Below are 19740 nucleotides of genomic sequence, written 5' to 3' on the forward strand. Positions count from 1 at the left end.
ACGCCATGGTGGCCCCGCCGGACAACGACGTGCTCTGGGCACGCGCCCTGCACCACTCCCACAACGGCTCCCCCGCGCTTCAAGGTGTCTCCCTCGGCGTGCGCGAGGGCGAGATCCTCGCGGTCAGCGGGCCGCGCGGAAGCGGCAAGACGACACTGCTGCGCTGCCTGTCCGGCCGGCTCGTCCCCCGCGAGGGTGAGGTCTGGTTCAACAGCGCCCCCGTCCACACCATGACCCCGCTCCAGCGCGAGCGGCTGCGCCGTGACCGGTTCGGCTGGATCGGCCCCGAGCCGGACCTCGTCCCCGAACTCACCGCCTGGGAGAACGTCGCCCTGCCGCTGATGCTGCGCGGCACTTCCCGCCGCGCCGCCAAGGCCGCCGCCCTCGACTGGCTGGAGCGGCTCGACGCCGGCGACTGCGCGCGCACCCGGCCGCGCGCCCTCCTCCAGGCCCAGCGCCAGCGCGTCGCCATCGCCCGCGCCCTGGTGACCATGCCGTCGCTGCTGTTCGCCGACGAACCGACCGCGCCCCTGCACCGCGCCGACGGCGCCCAGGTGCTGCGCACCCTGACGGCCGCCGCCCGCTCGCACCGCATCACCGTCCTGCTCGCCACGCACGACCCGGAGGTGGCGGCGCTCGCCGACCGCACGGCGCACCTGCTCGACGGGCGGCGCGTCAACTCCGTACAGCTCAACGGGGCGGAGGGCCGCGACGCGTGCTCGCTCTCCGTCTAGCCCGCGGCGCCCACCCCCTGGTGCTGCTGCGCCGGCTGCTCGTCGCGGCCGCGTCGGCCGGGGTCGGCTTCCTGCTGCTGTGCACCCTGGGGTACGCGGTCGGGCACCCCGGCGAGTCGCAGGCGGCCCTGGCCCGGCTGGCCTGGTGCGCGCTGCCGCTCGCCGCGACCGTGCACTTCGCGGTCGCCGTCGCCCGTACCGACCCGGCCACCCGGCCACGCCCCGGACTGTCGGCGATCGGCCTCGGCCCCGCCCGGCTCGCCGCCGTCGCCGCCGCGTCGACCGCCGTGTCCTGCACGCTCGGCTCCATGGTCGCGCTGCTGGTCTTCCTGCACCTGCGCGGTGACCTCACGGGCCTGCCGTTCGACGGGGCGTCCGCCGAGCTGCTCGGGGCCGGCCGGCCGCTACCGCTCGCGGCGGCGCTGACGCTGCTGGCGATCGTGCCGGTCGTCGCCTCCGCAGCCGCCGCCCTGACCCTGCGGCCGCGCCGCAAGGCGGTCCTGGACGACGACCCGGACACCGCCGAGTCCGCCCCGGCGACGGCGCCGACCGGGCTGCCGTGGGGCGTGGCCCTGATCGCGCTGGGCGTGGCGGTCGAGACGTACGCCTCCCGGGGCGGAGGCGGTGGTGCGGCGGCCCTGCCGCTGCCGGGCGGCTTCGGTGGCGGCCCGGCGGGCGTCCTCGCGGGCTGGGCGCTCACCGCGGTGGGTCTCGCCGTCGCCGGGCCGGGCCTCACGCACCTGACCGGACGGCTGCTCCAGACGTTCCGCCCGGGCGTGACCCGGCTGCTCGCGGGGCGCGCGCTGATGGACGAGGCGCGGCGCATCGGCCGCCCGCTGGGCGTGGCGTGCGCGGTGGCCTCGGCGACCATCGGGGTGACCACGCTGTACGAACGGGCCGGTGCCCATCCGTTCGGCCCGCTGACGGGGCTGGGCGCGGCGCTGGTCATGACGTGCACCACGGCGACGCTGCTGACCGCGGCGCTGGAGTCCCGGCAGACCCGCGTCACCACGAAGGACGCACTGCTGCGGCTGGGCGCCTCGGCCTCGATGCTCCGGGCCGCCGTGGCCCTGCGCGCCCTGGCGCTGCTGGTGGTGTTCGCCCCGCTGACGTGGGCGGTGGCGGAACTGGCGGCCCTGCCGCTGCGGCGGTAGGACCTCCGGCCGGGGGCCGGGCGGGTATGGCTATCGTGGCGGCATGGCGCACACACCCCGGCACGGCCACGACCGAGAGATCGAGACGCTCCAGGAGTTCGACGAGGTGGCCGCTCGCGGCAGTCTCGTCGGGTACCGCCTCCAGTCCGTCGACCTGACGGGGCGTTCGAGCTCGTTGCTCGCCCTTCCGGTGACGGGTGCCGTCTTCCTCGGCTGCCGGATGGAGCCCGACGCGGCCGCGAAGGTGCGCGCGGAGGGGGCGCTGGTCTTCCCGCCCGTACCGGACCTGCCGTTCGACCCGTACCGGGGACTGCTCTACTCCCCCGACGAGCTGTTCGCCGGCCTCGCCGAGCAGGGCTACGAGCGGACACCGGACGCCCTGGCGTACGCCTGGTTCCAGCGGACGAAGGCGGACGGCGACATCTTCGGGTCGATGCTGCGCGCCGTGCACGACGACGCCCTCTCCGACGCGCTGGACGAACACCTCGCCGGGGCGCGCGTGGTCGGCGTGATGGGCGGGCACGCCATGGCCCGCGGCACGGACGCGTACGCCGGTGCCGCCCGCCTCGGCCGGAGCCTCGCCCGCGCCGGGCTGACCGTCGCGACGGGCGGCGGGCCCGGCGCGATGGAGGCGGCCAATCTGGGCGCGTACGCCGCGCCCCATGACGACGCCATGCTGGAGGAGGCGCTGCTGCTGCTCGGCAAGGAGCCGTCGTTCGTGCCGTCGGTGGGCGACTGGGCGCGGGTGGCTTTCGAGGTGCGGTCCCGCTGGCCGGAGGGCGGCGACTCGGTGGGCATCCCCACCTGGTTCTACGGCCACGAGCCGCCGAACGCCTTCGCGTCCCACATAGCCAAGTACTTCGCGAACGCCACCCGCGAGGACGGTCTGCTGGCCCGCTGCGACGCGGGTGTGGTCTTCCTCCCCGGCGCCGCCGGCACCGTGCAGGAGATCTTCGACAACGCCACCCCCAACTACTACGAGTCCCGCGGCGAACCGACCCCCATGGTCCTGGTCAACCGCACCCACTGGACCGAGCACCTTCCCGCCTGGCCGCTGCTGAGGGCCCTCGCCGCGGGCCGCTCCATGGAACCGCGCATCGCGCTCGTCGACAGCGTGGAGGAAGCCCCGGAGGCGCTGCGCCGGCTCGGCGGGCGGTAGCGGACCCGCGTCACCGCCTCCCGAAGCCGGGCCGGACGGCCCACCGGACACGGCAGGGTCGGCCGGGCCACCGGCGGGATCGTGTCCACCCGAATCCGTCCCGAACCCAGCAGACGAAGTCCGCCCTCGAACCCCGGTGAGGTCCAGGGGGACTTCGTCCACCAGTTGCTCCGTCACTGAGGCCGTCCGCCGCCTGCCAGCAGTCCGCAGAGCGCGTCGTACGTCCGGTCCCACGTCCAGGTGTGAGCGACCCAGTGACGGCCCTTCTCCCCCATCAGCCGGGAGGCCCGGCGGTCCGTCAGCAGGTCCACCAGCCGGTCGGCGACCGCCCCGGCGTCCCGGCCGTCGACGACATGGCCGGTCTCGCCGTCCCGTACGGTGTCGGGCGCGCCGCCCGAGTCGCCCACGAGGACCGGCAGGCCGGTGGCGGCCGCCTCCAGGTACACGATGCCGAGGCCCTCCACCTCCAGACCCCGCTTCCGGGTTCGGCAGGGCATCGCGAAGACGTCGGCGGCGGCGTAGAACGACGGCAGCTCGGCGTGCGGGTGCCCGCCCGCGAAGACCACCGCGCCCGTCACGCCGTGTTCGGCGGCCAGGCGGCGCAGCCGCCCTTCGTACGGGCCCGAACCGACGAGCAGCAAGCGGGCGCCCGGCACCCTCCCCCGGAGCCTCGGCAGAGCCCGGATCAGTGTGTCCTGGCCCTTGCGGGCGACCAGGCGGGCGGCGCACAGGACGACGGGCGCGTCGCCGAGCCCGTAGCGGCGGCGTACGGGGCCGGGGTCGCCGCCCGGCCGGAACACCCCGGTGTCCACGCCGGGGACGAGCCGCGCGAGCGGGGCGTCCGGACCGAGCGCCGCCCCGATGGGCGCACGGGTGCTCGCGCCCAGGTACGTGACGACGTCCACCCCCGCGCCGATGCGCCGCAGCAGGGCTCGGGCACCGGGCGTGCGGGCCCACCACACCTCGTGGCCGTGCGTCGTGGCGACCAGCCGCCGCACCCCGGCGTCGCGCCGCAGCCGGCCGGCCATGAGCCCGAGCGGGGCGGCGGCCCCGAACCAGACGCTGTCGCAGCCGTGCTCCCGGGCGAGCGCGACGGCCCGGGCGGTCACCCGAGGCGTGGGCAGCAGCATCCGGGTGCGGTCGCGGACGACGCGGTACGGCAGGCCGGCGTCGTGCGCGGCGGCGCCCGCCTCCGCCGAGGTGTACACGACGACCCGGTGGGGCGGGAACCGGTCCGTCATGGCTTTCACGAACGTCTCTATGCCGCCCTGCCGGGGCGGGAAGTCGTTGGTGACGACGAGCGTGCGGTGCACGGGTTCTCCTTGAGGGACGAGGTGGCGCGGAGCCGGCCCGAGCGCCGGGCCACCGGGCGCACGGTCGGGACGGGCCGGGGCCGCTCACCGGCCGGAGCCGCCACCCCGCCGCCGAGCGCCGCGCGCCCCGCCCGTACGACGCTCGTCCCACTCCGCTCGATCATGCGGTCGAGGCTAGGAACGCCCGAACTCCTGGGCGTCACACGTGAGTCCGGTCCTGACGCTCAACCCGTGGCATGAGGGAGCGCCCGCGGATCAACCCGTGCTCCGACGCGCGCGCCGCCCCGCTCCCGCGAGAATCGGGGCCATGAACGTGCTCGTCGAAGCCGCGCGCCGCGCGGTGGCCTCCCCCGCCTACCCCTGGGTCACCGGGGCCGCCCTCACCGGGTGCACGGTTCTGGAACTGGCGCTGGTGCCGGGGACGCCATGGGTGGCGGGAGCGGTCCTGGTCTCCTCCGCGTCGCTGATGTGGCGCCGTGCACGGCCGGAGGTGGCCCTGCTCACGGTCGCCGCCGCGTTCATCGGCTTCGGCGCCGATACGAGCCTGTACCTCGTGACGGTGATCAGCGGCCTGACGGGCCTCTACACCCTGGGCCGGCACCGGGTGCAGCACCCGGCGCTGCTGGTGGGCGCGGGGGCCCTGGCGTCGCTGGGCGTGAACCTGGTGCACATCCGGAGGTGGGCGGACCTGGCCCCCAGTGTGGGTCCCTCCGTCATCGAGGGCCACCGGCTGGACCCGGGCCTGTACGCCGAGACGTTGCTGCTGACCGTGGTGATCCTGGCCGCGGTGAGCGCGGGTGACGCCGTACGCGCCCGCGAGGAGGCGCGTAACGAACGGGCCGCCGCTCAGGAGCGGTTGCTCGCGATGGAGCGGCGGCAAGCGGCCGAGGCCGAGCGCGCCGCGATCGCGCGGGAGCTGCACGATGTCGTCGCGCACTCGGTGTCGATGATCGCCGTACAGGCGGAGAGCGCGACGTACGCCACCCCCGGCCTGTCCCCCGAGGCACGCGACGCGCTCCAGCAGATCGCCGGCACGGCCCGCTCGTCGATGACCGAACTGCGCCGCCTGCTGGGCGTATTGCGCGCCCGCCCCGACGAGCGGGCGGTGACGGCACCGCAGCCGACGCTCGCGGGGCTGGACGAACTGGTGGAGCAGCACCGGGCGGTGGGCGGCGGCGCGGACCTGAAGGTGCGCGGCGAGCGGGTCGCGCTGCCGGCCGGGTGGGAGCTGTCCGCGTACCGCATCGTCCAGGAGGCGCTGACCAACGCGCGCAGGCACGCGCCCGGAGCGCACACGGTGGTGGACGTCGTGTACGGGCCGGACCGGCTGACGATACGCGTCATGGACGACGGCCCGGGCCCGGGCGCACACGACGGCACGGGCCACGGCCTGACCGGAATGAGTGAGCGCGCCGCACTGCTCGGCGGGAGCGTCACCACAGGCCCCGGCCCGAACGGCGGCTTCCTCGTAAAGGCGGACCTCCCGTGGTGATCAGGACGATCGTGGCCGACGACCAGGCGGTCGTCCGCACCGGCTTCGTGAACCTCCTCGCGACCCAGGACGACATCCAGGTGGTCGGCGAGGCCGAGGACGGGGCGCAGGCGGTCCTGGTGGCGGCCGAGCGGCGGCCGGACCTGGCGCTGCTCGACATCCGGATGCCGCACAAGAACGGCATCCAGGCCGCCCGCGAGATCCTCGCCGCGTCCGGCGGGGCGACGAGGGTGCTGATGCTGACGACCTTCGACCTGGACGAGTACGTGTACGACGCGCTGGCGGCGGGCGCGAGCGGGTTCCTGCTGAAGGACGCGACGTTTCCGGAACTGCTGCACGCGGTACGGGTGGTGGCGCGCGGGGACGCGCTGCTGGCGCCGGCCGTGACGCGGCGGCTGGTCGCCGAGTTCGCCCGGCAGCGGGCGGGGGTGCTGCCGCCGCGGCCGGTGGACGGACTGACCGCGCGTGAGGCGGAGGTGCTGGTGCTGATCGCCCGGGGCCTGTCGAACGCCGAGATCGCGCAGACGCTGACGATCACCGACCACACCGTGAAGACCCACATCAACCGGCTGTTCGCGAAGATGGGTCTCCGGGACCGGGCGCAGGCGGTGATCCTGGCGTACGAGCTGGGCCTGGTGCTGCCCGGCCGTGACTCGCCCACACATGCCCCACACGCGCACATGCCTGACAGAGGCAACGCCCGGGCCCGTTCTCCCGTCTGGCAGAGGTAAGTCACCCACCGATGAACGGAGCCGGACGTGCTCATAGGACTGTTGACGGCCGTCGCGGCCTCGATCTGCTACGGCACGGGCTCGGTCCTCCAGGCCGTCGGTTCCCGTAAGTCCGCCCGCCGCGAGGCGGCGGCCGGCCTGACGACGCAACACGGCGGCCCGTCCCTGTCGTCGACCGCCAAGGCGGCGATGACGTGGGAGTTCATGGTCGGTACGGTCCTCGACTTCGTCGGTTTCGGGCTGGGCGCGCTGGCCGCCCGGATGCTGCCGCTGTTCCTGTCCCAGACGGTGATCAGCGCGAACCTGGTGATCACGGCCGTGCTGAGTGTGCGGATGCTCGGGATCCGGCTGACGCGCGCCGAGTGGACCTCGATCGGTGTCGTCTGCTCGGCGCTGGTGCTGCTGGCCACGGCGGCGGGGCCGGAGGGCAGTGGGCACACGCCGATCGCCACGCACTGGTGGCTGCTCGCCGTGTCGCTGCTGCTGATGGTGGGCGGGACGGTCGTCGTGCGGTTGCTGGGCGCGCGGGCGGCGATCCTGGCCGGTCTGCTGTCCGGGCTGGGCTTCGGCGCGCTGGGGGTCGGCGTACGCGTACTGAACGGCATCGACCCGTTCGACCTGGGCGCGCTGCTGGCGGATCCGGCTCTGTACGCGATCCTCGTCGCCGGGGTGGGCGGGATGTACCTGCACACGGTCGCGCTCCAGATCGGCTCGGTGAACGGGGCGACGGCGGCGCTGGTGGTCGGCGAGACGGTGCTGCCGGGCATGATCGGCGTGTGGTGGCTGGGGGACGCGTCACGGCCGGGGTTCGCGTGGCTGGCGGTGGTCGGGTTCGTGCTGGCGGTGGCGGGCGCGGTCGCGGTGGCGTGGTTCGGCGAACCCGAGGGCGGCGAGCCCGGCCGGGCGGAGGAAGAGCCCAGGGAACTCGCCCGCATCGGCTGAGCGGCCCCCTCGTAGACTCCCGGCAGGGAGATGAGACATGGGGCTACGGCTCAAGATAGGCGCCACGATCACCGCGACCGCCGCGCTCGCCGTGCTCGTGACGAGTGTGCAGGTGCCGGCACTGATGGAGCAGCGGGCCAGGGACCAGGCGATGGAACGGCTCGGCATCGCCGAGCGCGGCTACCGGGCGGACGGACAGGCCCGGTTCGGCGTCCAGGTGAACCCGCCCAACATGCCCGAGGAGCTGCGCCGCGCCGTCCTCGACGGTCGCAGCGCCACCTATCTGCAGGCGTACGGGGAGCGCCGCCGACTCTGGGCGGCCACCAGCGTCGGCGGCGACATCCTGGCCCTCAAGCAGCTCGAGGATCCGCTGTCGGACAAGCTCCGGGCGTCCATCCTCCAGACCGGGGCGATCAGCACGGCGGTCGGCACCCTGCTCGGCCTGCTGCTCGCGACCCGGCTGGGCCGGCGGCTGCGGCTGTCGGCGCGGCGGGCGGAGCAGATCACCGGCGGTGACCTGGAGGCCCGGCTCCCGCAGTCGGGGCGGGACGAGATCGCCACGCTCACCCGGGCCGTGAACACCATGGCGGACGCCCTCGCGGAACGGCTCCGCGCGGAACGCGAGGTGACGGCGAACATCGCGCACGAGCTGCGTACGCCCGTGGCGGGGCTGGTCGCGGCGGCCGGGCTCCTCCCGGACGGCAAGGCCGAGTCGATGGTGAAGGAGCGGGTCGCGCGGATGCGGGACCTGATGGAGGACGTCCTGGAGGTCGCCCGCCTCGACAACGGCGGCGAGGAGGCAGAGACCCGGCTGGTGGAGCTGGGGACGCTCGCCCGCCGGGCGGTGGGCGCGGTCGAGAACACCGGCGTCCGGCTCGACATCGTTGCCGACGCGCTGGTGGAGACCGATTCCCGGCGCGTGGAGCGGGTCCTGACGAACCTGGTGAGCAACGCGCTGCGGCACGGCGCCGAGCCGGTCGTGGTGGAGGTCGAGGGCGGGGTCGTCCGGGTCCTCGACCGGGGCTCCGGCTTCCCCGAGCACCTGCTGGCGCACGGCCCGCGGCGGTTCCACACCAGCGCGGTCGGCAAGGGGCTGGGCCTCGGCCTGACGATCGCCGCCGGCCAGGCGCAGGTACTGGGCGCGCGCCTGACGTTCACCAACCCGGAGGGCGGCGGCGCCTGCGCCGTACTGGACCTGTCGCGAGCCGTCCGCGAGGAACCGGCCGCGGACTGACGCTCAGCCGAGGACCACGACCTCGTCCGCCGTGAACGTCACACCGACCACCGCCCCCTCCTCGGGCGCGTCACGCAGCGCGCAATCGGCCTCCAGGGCGGGGCCGGACTCCGGCCGGAGCCGTACCGCCACATGGTGGCCCCGGAACGTCCGCCCCTCGACCGTGCACCGCAGCCCGTCGGCCGGGTCGCCGAGCCGTACCCCGGCGGGCCGCACCAGCACCCGTACCGCCCCCTGCGCCGATCCGGCCGGCACGGGGACCTTGCCCCACACGGTGTCGGCCGCCTCGCCGGTCACCGTCGCCGCAACCACGTTGTCGAAGCCCAGGAACCGGGCGACGAACTCGGAGGCGGGGCGCTGCCACACCTCCAGCGGCGTACCGCTCTGGGCGATGCGGCCGTCGCGCATGACGACGACGCGGTCGGCGAGTGCGAACGCCTCGCCCTGGTCGTGGGTGACGGCGAGGACCGTCGTGCCGAGCCGCCCGAACAGCTGCCGCAGCTCGACCACGAGCCTCTCGCGCAGCCCCCGGTCGAGCTGGCCGAGCGGTTCGTCGAGCATCAGCAGCCGGGGGCGGGGTGCCAGCGCCCGGGCGAGCGCGACGCGCTGCTGCTCGCCGCCGGACAGGGCGGCGACGGCCCGCCGTTCGGCGCCCGGCAGCCCGACGAGGTCCAGCAACTCGGCCACCCGATGGGCCTGTTCCTTCCGCGACGCGCCACGCATGCGCAGCCCGAACGCGACGTTGCCGCCGACGTCCCGCTGCGGGAACAGCTGGTGGTCCTGGAACATCAGCCCGACGCCGCGCCGGTGCACGGGCACGCCGGCCTGGTCGGCGCCGTCGAGCAGCACGCGGCCCGCGTCGACCGGCTGGAGCCCGGCCACGACCCGCAGCAGGGTCGACTTGCCGCTGCCGCTCGGTCCGAGCACGCACACGATCTCGTGGTCGGCGACGTCCAGCGACACCGCGTCGACCGCGACGCGCGAGCCGAAGCGTACGGTCAGGTCCTGGAGAACGAGCATGGTCACAGCTCCCCGGCGCGGTCGACACGGACACGTTCGAGCAGCAGCAGGGCCACCGCGCACACCACCATCAGGATCGTCGAGAGGGCCATGGCCTGGCCGTAGTTGAGCTCGCCGGGCCGGCCGAGGAGGCGGGCGACGGCGACCGGGAGGGTCGGGTTGTCGGGCCGGGCGATGAACACGGTCGCCCCGAACTCGCCCAGCGACACGGCGAACGCGAACCCCGCCGCCACCAGCAGCGCCCGCCGCACCAGCGGGAGGTCCACCTCGCGCCACACCCGCCACGGCGACGCGCCGAGGACCGCCGCCGCCTCGCGCAGCCGCGCGTCCACGGCCCGCAGCACGGGCAGCATGGTGCGTACGACGAAGGGCACGCCGACCAGGGCCTGGGCGAGCGGCACCAGGATCCAGGAGGAGCGGAGGTCGAGCGGCGGCTCGTCCAGCGTGATCAGGAACCCGAATCCGACGGTCACGGCGGACACCCCGAGCGGCAGCATCAGCAGGGCGTCGAAGCCGCGCACCAGCCGCCCGGCACGCCGGGTGAGCGCTGCGGCGGCGAGCCCGCCGATGAGGAGCGCGATCGCGGTCGCGGCGAGGGCGTACTCCAGGGAGTTCCCGATGGCCTCGACCGGCGGGACGAGGAACGTCCCGCCGCCCGCGTCCACGTCCTGGAGCGCCCGGTAGTAGCCGAGCCCTCCGTCGAAGGACCGTTCCACCAGCATCGCGAGCGGCAGCAGGAGCAGCAGCACGATCGTCACGAGGACGGTGCCGAGCAGCGCCCACTGCCCGGCGCCGCGCGGCCGCCGGGCGGTCGACCTCGCGTCGACCAGCTTGAGCGCGGTCTCCCGCCTCCGTACCGTCCGGGCGTGGACGGCGAGGATGCCGCCGACGGCGGCGAACTGCACCAGCGTCAGGACGGCGGCCGTCGGCAGGTCGAGCAGCTGCGCGGTCTGCCGGTAGATCTCCGCCTCCAGCGTGCGGTACGCCGGACCGCCGAGGATCTGGACGATGCCGAAGGACGTGTACGTGAAGAGGAACACCATCAGCGCGGCGGCGGCCACGGCGGGCCCGAGCGCGGGCAGCGTCACCCGCCGCCACGCCCCGAAGCGGGAGGCGCCCAGCACCCGGGCGGCCTCTTCCTGGCGCGGGTCGAGCTGTGCCCAGAGGCCGCCGACGGTCCGGACGACGACGGCGTAGTTGAAGAAGACGTGGGCGAGGAGGATCGCCCACACGGTGGTGTCCAGCCGCACGCCCCACAGCTCGTCCAGCAGCCCGTCCCGTCCGAGGAGGGCGAGGAACGCGGTCCCGACCACGACGGTCGGCAGCACGAACGGCACGGTGACGACCGCCCGCAGCAGCTGTTTGCCGGGGAAGTCGAAGCGGGCGAAGACGTACGCGCCGGGCAGCGCGATCAGCAGGGTGAGCGCGGTGGAGGCGAGCGCCTGCCAGGTGGTGAACCAGAGCACGTCCAGGACGTCGGGGCGGCCCAGCACGTCACCGAGCCGCCCGAACTGCCAGACGCCGTCGTCCGTCCTCAGCCCTCGCCCGACGATCGCGGCGACGGGGTAGGCGAAGAAGACGGCGAAGAACACCGCGGGCAGGGCCATGAGCCCCGCCCGCAGCACACCACCTCTGCGGGTGGTCACTCCTTCGCGGGTGGTTACTTCAGGACGAGCGAGGACCACGACTGGATCCACCCGTCACGCTTCTCGGCGATCTTCCCGGGGGCGACGGTGTGCGGCTTGTCGACCTTGGCGCCGTGCTTCGTGAACAGCTCGGGCAGCTTCGCGTCCTTCGCCACCGGGTTCACGAACATCTGCAGCGGCATGTCCTCCTGGAACTTCTTGCCGATCAGGAAGTCGATGAGGGCCTTGCCGCCGTCGGGGTTCTTCGCACCGGTCAGCAGTCCGGCGAACTCGGTCTGCTGGAAGCAGGTCCCGGTGGAGACGCCGGTCGGCGCCTCGGCCGGCTGCGGCTCGGAGTACAGCACCTCCACGGGCGGGCTGGAGGCGTACGACACGACGAGCGGCCGGTCGCCCTTGGCCTTCTTGCCGCCGGCGGAGCCGGAGAACTCCTGGTTGTAGGCGATCTCCCAGCTGTCGACGACCTTGACGCCGTTGGCCTTCAGCTTCTTCCAGTAGTCCTGCCAGCCGTCGTCGCCGTACTGCGCGGCCGTCCCGAGCAGGAAGCCGAGGCCGGGCGAGGACCGCTCCGGATTCTCGACGACGAGGAGGTTCTTGTACGCGGGCTCGGCGAGGTCGTCGAAGGTCTGCGGCGGCGCCAGCTTCTTGTCCGCGAAGTACTTCTTGTCGTAGTTGACGCAGATCTCGCCGGTGTCGACGGGCGTGACGCGGTGCTTGTCCTTGTCGAGCTGTACGGCCTCGGGGACCCGGTCCAGACCCTTGGCCTCGTACGGCTCGAAGAGCCCGTTGTCGAGGGCGCGGGAGAGGAGGGTGTTGTCGACGCCGAAGAAGACGTCGCCCTGCGGGGCGCCCTTGGTGAGGATCGCCTTGTTGACGGCCTCGCCCGCGTCGCCGCTCTTGAGGACCTTGACCGTGTAGCCGGTCTGCTTGGTGAACTCCTTCAGGACGGCCGGGGAGGCGTTGAAGGAGTCGTGGCTGACGAGCGTCACGGTCTTCGGCTTCGTACCGCTGCCGGAAGCCTTTCCGGACTCGCCGCCGCAGGCGGTGAGCGTCGTGACGCCCAGCGCGGCGGCGAGGGTGCCGAGCGCGATCTTCTTGGTGGTGCTCACTGAGATTCCTCCTGGGTGTGACCAGGAAGAGACGCGGCCCTGCCCACCCGTCGGGCGGGTGGGCAGGGCGCAACAGCTTGAGTAACGACCGAACTTCCTACCCAGAATGACCTGGGCGAGGTTCAGAGGGTCTGCGGCCTGACGGTGCCGCACTCTCAGCGCTGTGGCGCTCCCCTGTCGGAATATGCAGGTGTGTTCGAGCCCAGACTACAAGCTCACCGCTCGGCGGCCGCGAGCTGTCCACAGGCCCCGTCGATTTCCTGCCCACGGGTGTCACGGACGGTGACCGGTACGCCGTGGGCGGCGATGGCCTCCACGAACGCCTTCTCGTCCTCGGGACGGGACGCGGTCCACTTGGAGCCGGGCGTCGGGTTGAGCGGGATGAGGTTGACGTGGACGCGCTTGCCCTTGAGCAGCCGGCCCAGGAGGTCGCCGCGCCAGGCCTGGTCGTTGATGTCGCGGATGAGGGCGTACTCGATCGAGACGCGGCGGCCGGACTTCTCCGCGTACTCCCAGGCGGCGTCCAGCACCTCGCGGACCTTCCAGCGCGTGTTGACGGGTACGAGGGTGTCGCGCAGCTCGTCGTCGGGGGCGTGCAGCGAGACGGCGAGGCGGCACTTGAAGCCCTCGTCGGCGAAACGGAGCATGGCCGGGACGAGGCCGACCGTCGAGACGGTGATGCCGCGCTGCGACAGCCCGAGCCCGTCCGGCTCGGGGTCGGTGAGGCGGCGGATGGCGCCGACGACCCGCTTGTAGTTCGCCAGCGGCTCGCCCATGCCCATGAAGACGATGTTGGAGAGCCGCGCGGGGCCGCCCGGCACCTCGCCGTCCCGCAGGGCGCGCATGCCGTCGACGATCTGGTGGACGATCTCGGCGGTCGACAGGTTCCGGTCGAGTCCTGCCTGTCCGGTGGCGCAGAACGGGCAGTTCATACCGCAGCCGGCCTGCGAGGAGATGCACATGGTGACGCGGTCGGGGTACCGCATCAGGACGGACTCGACGAGGGTGCCGTCGTGCAGTCGCCACAGGGTCTTACGGGTGGTGTCGTCGTCGCAGGAGATGTGCCGGACGACCGACATCAGGTCCGGCAGCAGCTCCGCGGCGAGCTTCTCGCGGGAGGCGGCGGGGATGTCGGTCCACTCGGCCGGGTCGTGCGCGTACCGCGCGAAGTAGTGCTGGGACAGCTGCTTGGCGCGGAACGGCTTCTCGCCGATCGCGGCGACGGCCTCCTTGCGCTCGGCGGGCGTCAGGTCGGCGAGGTGCCGCGGGGGCTTCTTGGCTCCGCGCGGGGCGACGAAGGTGAGCTCTCCCGGTGCGGGGCGTGGCATGACCTGGTACTCCTCAGTAAAGACGAGGCCGCGGTACGTGAGCCGGGAGACCTCACCGGATGATCCCCGCGCGGGTCGCGAGGCCGAAAGGGCCCGCCGCGACGATGCGGCGAGCCCTTCCAGGGTAACCGGACCGCGGTTCAGCCCGTTCCGACGAAGATCACCAGCAGCAACCACACCACCGGAGCCGTCGGCAGGAGCGAGTCGAGCCGGTCCATGATGCCCCCGTGGCCCGGGAGCAGCGAGCCCATGTCCTTGATGCCCAGGTCCCGCTTGATCATCGACTCGCCGAGGTCGCCCAGCGTGGCGCTGGCCGCGACGGCGAGGCCCAGCAGCAGGCCCTGCCACCAGGTGCCGCCGTCGATGGCGAACTCCATGCACAGCGCGCCCGCCGCCATCGCGAACGCCACCGCCCCCAGGAGCCCCTCGCGGGTCTTGCCGGGGCTGATGCGCGGGGCGAGCTTGTGCTTGCCGAACCGCCAGCCGACGGCGTACGCACCGGTGTCGCTGACCACGGTCAGGAGCAGGAAGGTCAGCACCCGCCACGGGCCGTCGTCCGCGGTGAGCATCAGTGCCACGAACGTCGCCAGGAACGGCACGTAGAACGCGGCGAAGACACCGGCCGTGACGTCCTTCAGGTAGCCCTCGGGCGGCTCGGTCATCCGCCACACGAGCACCGCGAGGGCGGTGAGCGCCATGGCGATCCAGGCGCCCTCGGCTCCACGGACATAACCGGCCACGACCATGGCCGCACCGCCGACGGCGAGCGGCACGAGCGGAGCCTTGATGGACTTGCGCTCCTGAAGGCGGGAGGTCAGCTCCCACAGCCCGACCACGACGGCGACGGCTATCACGCCGACGAACACGGCCTTGACGATGAAGAGCGACGCGACGATCACCGCACCGAGACCGATGCCGACCCCTATGGCCGCCCGCAGGTCCCGGCCGGCCCGCTTCTTCTGCTTCCGCTGCGAACCGGCCTGCTGACCGGAGAGCGAACCGGCATGCGGATCGGGCTGCTCCGGAGGCTGCGGCGCTCCCGACTGCGAGCTGGGCATGGGCTCCTGCGGATTCTCCGGCTGCGGCGGCTGGTACGGCTGCTGCTGCGGCATCTCGTCACGGAACGGGGGACCGCTCAGCGGAGCGGTCCCCCGGTCGCGGTCGTCCTGGTCTCCGCCGGTGTCTCCACCGGCGGGAACGTCGGGCACGATGGGCATGGGCCGAGTCTGCTGTGCCTCATGCCCGTCGTAGGCGGGACCCGCCGGGGCGGCCGGAGCGAACCCCGGGTGGTACCCCTGGTCGGGCGGACCCCATTGACCGCCTCTCGGCGGGGCCCCCCAGGAAGAGTCGTTCATCAGACCTCGAGCAGCTCGGCTTCCTTGTGCTTGAGCAGCTCGTCCACCTGCGTGACGTACTTCGCGGTGGTGTCGTCGAGCTCCTTCTCGGCGCGGCGCCCCTCGTCCTCGCCGATGTCGCCGTCCTTGATCGCCTTGTCGATGGTGTCCTTGGCCTTGCGGCGGACCGAGCGGATCGACACCTTGGCGTCCTCGGCCTTGCCCTTGGCGACCTTGATGTACTCGCGGCGGCGCTCCTCGGTGAGCTCGGGGAACACCACCCGGATGATGTTGCCGTCGTTGCTCGGGTTGACGCCGAGGTCCGAGTCGCGGATGGCCTGCTCGATGTTGCGCAGCGCGCTCTTGTCGAACGGGGTCACCACGGCCATGCGGGGCTCCGGCACGGAGAACGACGCCAGCTGGTTGATCGGCGTGATGGCACCGTAGTAGTCGGCCACGATCTTGTTGAACATGGCCGGGTGCGCACGCCCGGTACGGATCGCGGCGAAGTCCTCCTTGGCGACCAGGACGGCCTTCTCCATCTTCTCCTCTGCCTCGAGGAGGGTCTCTTCGATCACCACTTGCTCCTGCGTGTCTATGAGTAGGCCCGGCGTACAAAGGGCTGCGGAACCTGCGTCGCGTCTGTCTCCTGCACGGTGTCCGACCGGCAGGGCTTTGTCCATCCCCTCGCGGGGCGCCCCGGGAAGCCCCCGGGACCCGGGATCAGGTCCTGGTGCCCTGGTCGCTCACGAGAGTGCCGATCTTCTCACCCTTCACCGCTCGCGCGATATTGCCCGCCGCGAGCAGCTCGAAGACGAGGATCGGGAGGTTGTTGTCGCGGCAGAGGGTGATGGCGGTGGCGTCGGCGACCTTGAGGTCACGGGAGAGCACCTCGCCGTACTCCAGCGCGTCGAACTTCACCGCGTCCGGGTTGGCCTTGGGGTCGGAGTCGTAGACGCCGTCCACCCCGTTCTTGCCCATGAGGAGAGCTTCCGCGTCGATCTCCAGGGCGCGCTGGGCCGCGGTGGTGTCGGTGGAGAAGTAGGGCATGCCCATACCGGCGCCGAAGATCACGACGCGGCCCTTCTCCAAATGGCGTACGGCGCGCAGCGGGATGTACGGTTCCGCGACCTGCCCCATGGTGATGGCGGTCTGGACCCGGGAGTCGATGCCCTCCTTCTCCAGGAAGTCCTGGAGGGCGAGGCAGTTCATGACCGTACCGAGCATGCCCATGTAGTCGGAGCGGGCCCGGTCCATGCCGCGTACCTGAAGCTCCGCGCCGCGGAAGAAGTTGCCGCCGCCGATCACGACCGCGATCTCCGCGCCGTCGCGGACGACCGCGGCGATCTCACGTGCGATGGCGTGTACGACGTCGGGATCGACGCCGAGGCCACCACCGCCGGCGAACGCCTCGCCGGACAGCTTCAGCATGAAGCGGCCGGCCTTTTTACCGGTGTTGTCGTCGCCCTGTGCGGCGTCCTGGTTCATGGAGATCTCCTCGTGCACATACGAAGAAGGCCATTGCCGGTGGGTGCTGTTGTCCCTACGGCAATGGCCTCCTCGTCAGATCTGTGGCCGCCGGTGCTCACGCGACCGACCGTCCACTGGGAAAACCCTAGCGGGATCCCGTGTCGAGCGCGTACCGGCTCAGATGCCGACCTTGATGCGGCTGAAGCGCTTCAGGGTGACACCGGCCTCGTCCAGGACCTTCTGGACGGACTTCTTGTTGTCGAGCGCGTACGGCTGACCCAGGAGGGTGGCGTCCTTGAAGAAGCCGTTGAGGCGACCCTCGACGATCTTCGGGAGCGCGGCCTCGGGCTTGCCCTCGGCGCGGGTGGTCTCCTCGGCGACACGGCGCTCGGCCTCGACGACCTCGGCCGGGACGTCGTCCTTGGAGAGGTACTTCGGGGCGAAGGCGGCGATGTGCTGCGCGATGCCCTTGGCGACCTCGGCGTTCTCCTTGTCGAGCTCGACGAGAACACCGATCTGCGGGGGCAGGTCGGGCATGGTGCGGTGCATGTACGCCGCGACGTAACCGCCGGAGAACTGCGCGAAGCGGTCCAGGACGATCTTCTCGCCGAGGTTGGCGTTGGCCTCGTCGACGTACGCCTGGACGGTCTTGCCGGGCTCGATCTCGGACGCGAGCAGCGCCTCGACGTCGGCCGGGGAGGTCTTGGCGACGTGCTCGGCCAGGGCCTTGGCGACGCTCTGGAACTTCTCACCCTTGGCGACGAAGTCCGTCTCGCACTTCAGCTCGACGAGGACACCGGAGGTGTTGTCGTCGGCGATCACGGAGACCACGGCGCCGTTCTCGGCGGAGCGGCCCTCGCGCTTGGCGACGCCCTTCTGGCCCTTGATGCGCAGCGCCTCGACGGCCTTGTCGACGTTGCCCTCGGCCTCGTCCAGCGCCTTCTTGCAGTCCATCATGCCGGCGCCGGTGAGCTCGCGGAGCTTCTTGACGTCAGCGGCGGTGTAGTTCGCCATGATCTGTGAGTCTCTCTCGAAGTCTGGAAGATCTACGAAGATCTACGGGTGGACGGCGGGGGCTTTTTGGGCCCCCGCCGTCATCCGAACCTGAAAGGTCAGGCCTGCTCGGCGTCAGCGGCCGGGGCCTCGGCGGCCGGAGCAGCCTCGGCGGCCGGGGCCTCGGCCGGAGCCTCGGCCGGAGCCTCCGCAGCGGCCTCGGCCGGCTTCTCGGCAGCCTCGTCGGAGTCCGCCTTCTTCTCGCCCTCGAGCAGGTCACGCTCCCACTCGGCCAGCGGCTCGCCGGCGGCCTTCTCGCCCGGCTTCTGGTCGCCGGTCGCGGCGCCGGAGCGGGCGATGAGGCCCTCGGCGACGGCGTCGGCGATCACGCGGGTGAGCAGGGTGACGGAGCGGATCGCGTCGTCGTTGCCCGGGATCTTGTAGTCGACCTCGTCGGGGTCGCAGTTGGTGTCGAGGATCGCGACGACCGGGATGTGGAGCTTGCGCGCCTCACCGACGGCGATGTGCTCCTTCTTGGTGTCGACGATCCAGACGGCGCTGGGCACCTTCTGCATCTCGCGGATACCGCCGAGGGTCTTCTCCAGCTTGGCCTTCTCGCGCGACAGCACGAGAAGCTCCTTCTTGGTGAGACCGGACGCGGCGACGTCCTCGAAGTCAATCGCCTCGAGCTCCTTCAGACGCTGAAGGCGCTTGTAGACGGTGGAGAAGTTGGTGAGCATGCCACCCAGCCAGCGCTGGTTGACGTACGGCATGCCGACGCGCGTCGCCTGCTCGGCGATGGCCTCCTGGGCCTGCTTCTTGGTACCGACGAACATGATGGAGCCGCCGTGCGCGACGGTCTCCTTGACGAACTCGTAGGCGCGGTCGATGTACGACAGCGACTGGAGCAGGTCGATGATGTAGATGCCGTTGCGCTCGGTGAAGATGAAGCGCTTCATCTTCGGGTTCCAGCGACGGGTCTGGTGACCGAAGTGGACGCCGCTTTCCAGCAGCTCCCGCATCGTGACGACGGCCATGGCCGTATCTCCTTGGTTCTCGGTTATGTCCTGACGCCCCGACGCGCCGTGCCACGAGTGGACCGAAGAGCGCTGCCACGACTTTTGAGGGTGGTGGCGGGGCGTGCGAAGTCGACCCGGTGGCCCGGGTCGCCAGAAGAAGTGTACGGGACCTTGGCAGCACCGGGTGACGGCGCTGTCCACAACCGGCCGGTAGTCCACAGATCGGGTCCATGATCAGCGCGGTTGCGTACGCCTGCGCCACATTCTGCGCATGTACTCCACCGCGTTCGCCCTGGTCCTGTCCGTGCTGGCCGCCGTCCCGACCGCCGTGTGGCCGGTGGGCCCGCCGCGCCCGGCGATCGTGCGGGGCTGGGAGCCCCCCGCCTCGGCGTACGGCCCCGGCCACCGTGGCGTGGACCTCGCGGCCCCGCCGGGCACCGAGGTCCGCGCGACGGCGGCCGGCCGGGTCTCGTTCGCGGGCCCGGTGGCGGGCCGGGGCGTCCTGTCGGTCACGCACCCCGCCACGGGCGCCCCGCCCCTGCGGACCACCTATGAACCGGTCCGCCCCCTGGTCCGCCAGGGCACCGAGGTCGCGGCGGGGCAGGTGGTGGCCGTCGTGGCCCCCGACCCGGGCTCCCACTGCACCCGCCGGTGCCTCCACTGGGGCCTCCGCCGGGCTGACACGTACCTCAACCCCCTGTCGCTCATCCGCCGCCCGCCCTCCCGCCTGCTGCCCCTCACCGATCCGGGGTGACCGCCGGGACGGGCCCACCCGCGCCCGGGTACGTGTCCGCGCGGCGCGCGGGCAGGGTCGGTTGCGGCCCGGTGGGCCAGGGTCGGGGCGGGGTGTCGTGCGGCGCGGGGCCGGGTCGGTTGCGGCCGGTGGGCCGGGGTCGGGGCCCCTCCGGGCTCACCTCCTCGCCGTCGGCGGGGCACCGAGCCGGTCTCGTGGCCGTATCTCGCCGCCGAGCGTCCCCCTACGCCCTGGAGGCGTGGGGGGACCCCCAGCGGGGGCGACCCTGCACGGCCCCTCCTCGCCGTACACGGCACAGCGGCCCCACGCCC

19 protein-coding genes are annotated in these 19740 nt (G+C 72.6%); 8 read left to right on the forward strand and 11 right to left on the reverse strand.

Annotation, left to right across the window (positions count from 1 at the left end; translation table 11 throughout):
* Positions 1-5 precede the first annotated feature (5 nt).
* The 3 genes from ABT360_RS19990 to ABT360_RS20000 are packed head-to-tail and all read left to right on the forward strand — an operon-like array spanning position 6 to position 3047.
* On the forward strand, positions 6-734 hold the full coding sequence (locus tag ABT360_RS19990; protein ID WP_351817881.1) for an ABC transporter ATP-binding protein: 729 nt from the start codon (positions 6-8) through the stop codon (positions 732-734).
* The gene (locus tag ABT360_RS19995) at positions 716-1888 is read left to right on the forward strand and encodes a hypothetical protein (RefSeq protein ID WP_351817884.1); all 1173 of its coding nucleotides are present in this window, start codon (positions 716-718) and stop codon (positions 1886-1888) included. Before ABT360_RS19990 ends, ABT360_RS19995 begins: the two co-directional genes overlap by 19 nt.
* A 43-nt stretch (positions 1889-1931) precedes the next feature.
* Entirely contained in the window at positions 1932-3047 is a 1116-nt protein-coding gene (locus ABT360_RS20000) for an LOG family protein (protein ID WP_351817887.1), read from the forward strand.
* 173 nt (positions 3048-3220) lie between these two features.
* Here the strand turns inward: ABT360_RS20000 and ABT360_RS20005 are convergent, their stop codons facing one another.
* Together ABT360_RS20005 and ABT360_RS20010 are read right to left on the reverse strand one after the other, a co-directional pair.
* Positions 3221-4360 (reverse strand): glycosyltransferase family 4 protein, encoded by a 1140-nt coding sequence (locus tag ABT360_RS20005; protein WP_351817889.1) that lies wholly within the window; start codon positions 4358-4360, stop codon positions 3221-3223.
* A complete protein-coding gene (locus tag ABT360_RS20010) occupies positions 4306-4524 on the reverse strand; it encodes a hypothetical protein (protein ID WP_351817891.1) in 219 nt (72 codons plus the stop codon). The genes ABT360_RS20005 and ABT360_RS20010 overlap by 55 nt, the downstream gene beginning before the upstream one ends.
* Before the next feature lie 143 nt (positions 4525-4667).
* Here ABT360_RS20010 and ABT360_RS20015 point away from each other — a divergent pair, with 143 nt between their 5' ends.
* From ABT360_RS20015 to ABT360_RS20030, 4 genes are read left to right on the forward strand one after another with little or no spacing between them, the layout of a single operon-like run.
* Complete coding sequence (locus ABT360_RS20015; RefSeq protein ID WP_351817894.1) at positions 4668-5852, forward strand: sensor histidine kinase; 1185 nt, start codon at positions 4668-4670, stop codon at positions 5850-5852.
* On the forward strand, positions 5846-6583 hold the full coding sequence (locus ABT360_RS20020; RefSeq protein ID WP_351817897.1) for a response regulator transcription factor: 738 nt from the start codon (positions 5846-5848) through the stop codon (positions 6581-6583). The genes ABT360_RS20015 and ABT360_RS20020 overlap by 7 nt, the downstream gene beginning before the upstream one ends.
* A 27-nt stretch (positions 6584-6610) precedes the next feature.
* The gene (locus tag ABT360_RS20025; RefSeq protein WP_351817899.1) at positions 6611-7525 is read left to right on the forward strand and encodes a hypothetical protein; all 915 of its coding nucleotides are present in this window, start codon (positions 6611-6613) and stop codon (positions 7523-7525) included.
* A gap of 37 nt (positions 7526-7562) precedes the next feature.
* Complete coding sequence (locus tag ABT360_RS20030) at positions 7563-8759, forward strand: sensor histidine kinase (protein WP_351817902.1); 1197 nt, start codon at positions 7563-7565, stop codon at positions 8757-8759.
* A gap of 3 nt (positions 8760-8762) precedes the next feature.
* On the opposite strand, the gene ABT360_RS20035 is transcribed toward ABT360_RS20030, so the two are convergent.
* From ABT360_RS20035 to rpsB, 9 genes are all read right to left on the reverse strand, one after another.
* Entirely contained in the window at positions 8763-9779 is a 1017-nt protein-coding gene (locus ABT360_RS20035) for an ABC transporter ATP-binding protein (RefSeq protein WP_351817905.1), read from the reverse strand.
* Positions 9780-9781: 2 nt separating this feature from the next.
* Positions 9782-11386: an ABC transporter permease gene (locus ABT360_RS20040; RefSeq protein WP_351817939.1), complete on the reverse strand. Its 1605-nt coding sequence runs from the start codon at positions 11384-11386 to the stop codon at positions 9782-9784.
* Between the two features lie 53 nt (positions 11387-11439).
* Positions 11440-12531, reverse strand: coding sequence for a thiamine ABC transporter substrate-binding protein (locus ABT360_RS20045; protein WP_351817908.1), 1092 nt, complete (start codon positions 12529-12531; stop codon positions 11440-11442).
* 215 nt (positions 12532-12746) lie between these two features.
* Positions 12747-13859: a 23S rRNA (adenine(2503)-C(2))-methyltransferase RlmN gene (gene rlmN, locus ABT360_RS20050; RefSeq protein ID WP_351817911.1), complete on the reverse strand. Its 1113-nt coding sequence runs from the start codon at positions 13857-13859 to the stop codon at positions 12747-12749.
* Between the two features lie 140 nt (positions 13860-13999).
* Positions 14000-15214, reverse strand: a complete 1215-nt coding sequence (locus ABT360_RS20055) for a phosphatidate cytidylyltransferase (RefSeq protein WP_351817914.1) — start codon at positions 15212-15214, stop codon at positions 14000-14002.
* Positions 15214-15771, reverse strand: coding sequence for a ribosome recycling factor (frr, locus tag ABT360_RS20060; protein WP_351817917.1), 558 nt, complete (start codon positions 15769-15771; stop codon positions 15214-15216). Before frr ends, ABT360_RS20055 begins: the two co-directional genes overlap by 1 nt.
* 145 nt (positions 15772-15916) lie before the next feature.
* The gene (pyrH, locus tag ABT360_RS20065; RefSeq protein ID WP_351817920.1) at positions 15917-16681 is read right to left on the reverse strand and encodes a UMP kinase; all 765 of its coding nucleotides are present in this window, start codon (positions 16679-16681) and stop codon (positions 15917-15919) included.
* A gap of 159 nt (positions 16682-16840) precedes the next feature.
* Positions 16841-17677, reverse strand: coding sequence for a translation elongation factor Ts (gene tsf, locus ABT360_RS20070; RefSeq protein ID WP_351817923.1), 837 nt, complete (start codon positions 17675-17677; stop codon positions 16841-16843).
* Between the two features lie 98 nt (positions 17678-17775).
* Positions 17776-18693: a 30S ribosomal protein S2 gene (gene rpsB, locus ABT360_RS20075; protein WP_351817926.1), complete on the reverse strand. Its 918-nt coding sequence runs from the start codon at positions 18691-18693 to the stop codon at positions 17776-17778.
* 253 nt (positions 18694-18946) lie between these two features.
* Here rpsB and ABT360_RS20080 point away from each other — a divergent pair, with 253 nt between their 5' ends.
* A complete protein-coding gene (locus tag ABT360_RS20080; RefSeq protein ID WP_351817929.1) occupies positions 18947-19429 on the forward strand; it encodes a M23 family metallopeptidase in 483 nt (160 codons plus the stop codon).
* The last annotated feature ends 311 nt before the right edge of the window (positions 19430-19740 follow it).

Origin of the sequence: Streptomyces sp. NPDC000229 (assembly GCF_040300825.1) — a bacterium.
Lineage (GTDB): Bacteria > Actinomycetota > Actinomycetes > Streptomycetales > Streptomycetaceae > Streptomyces.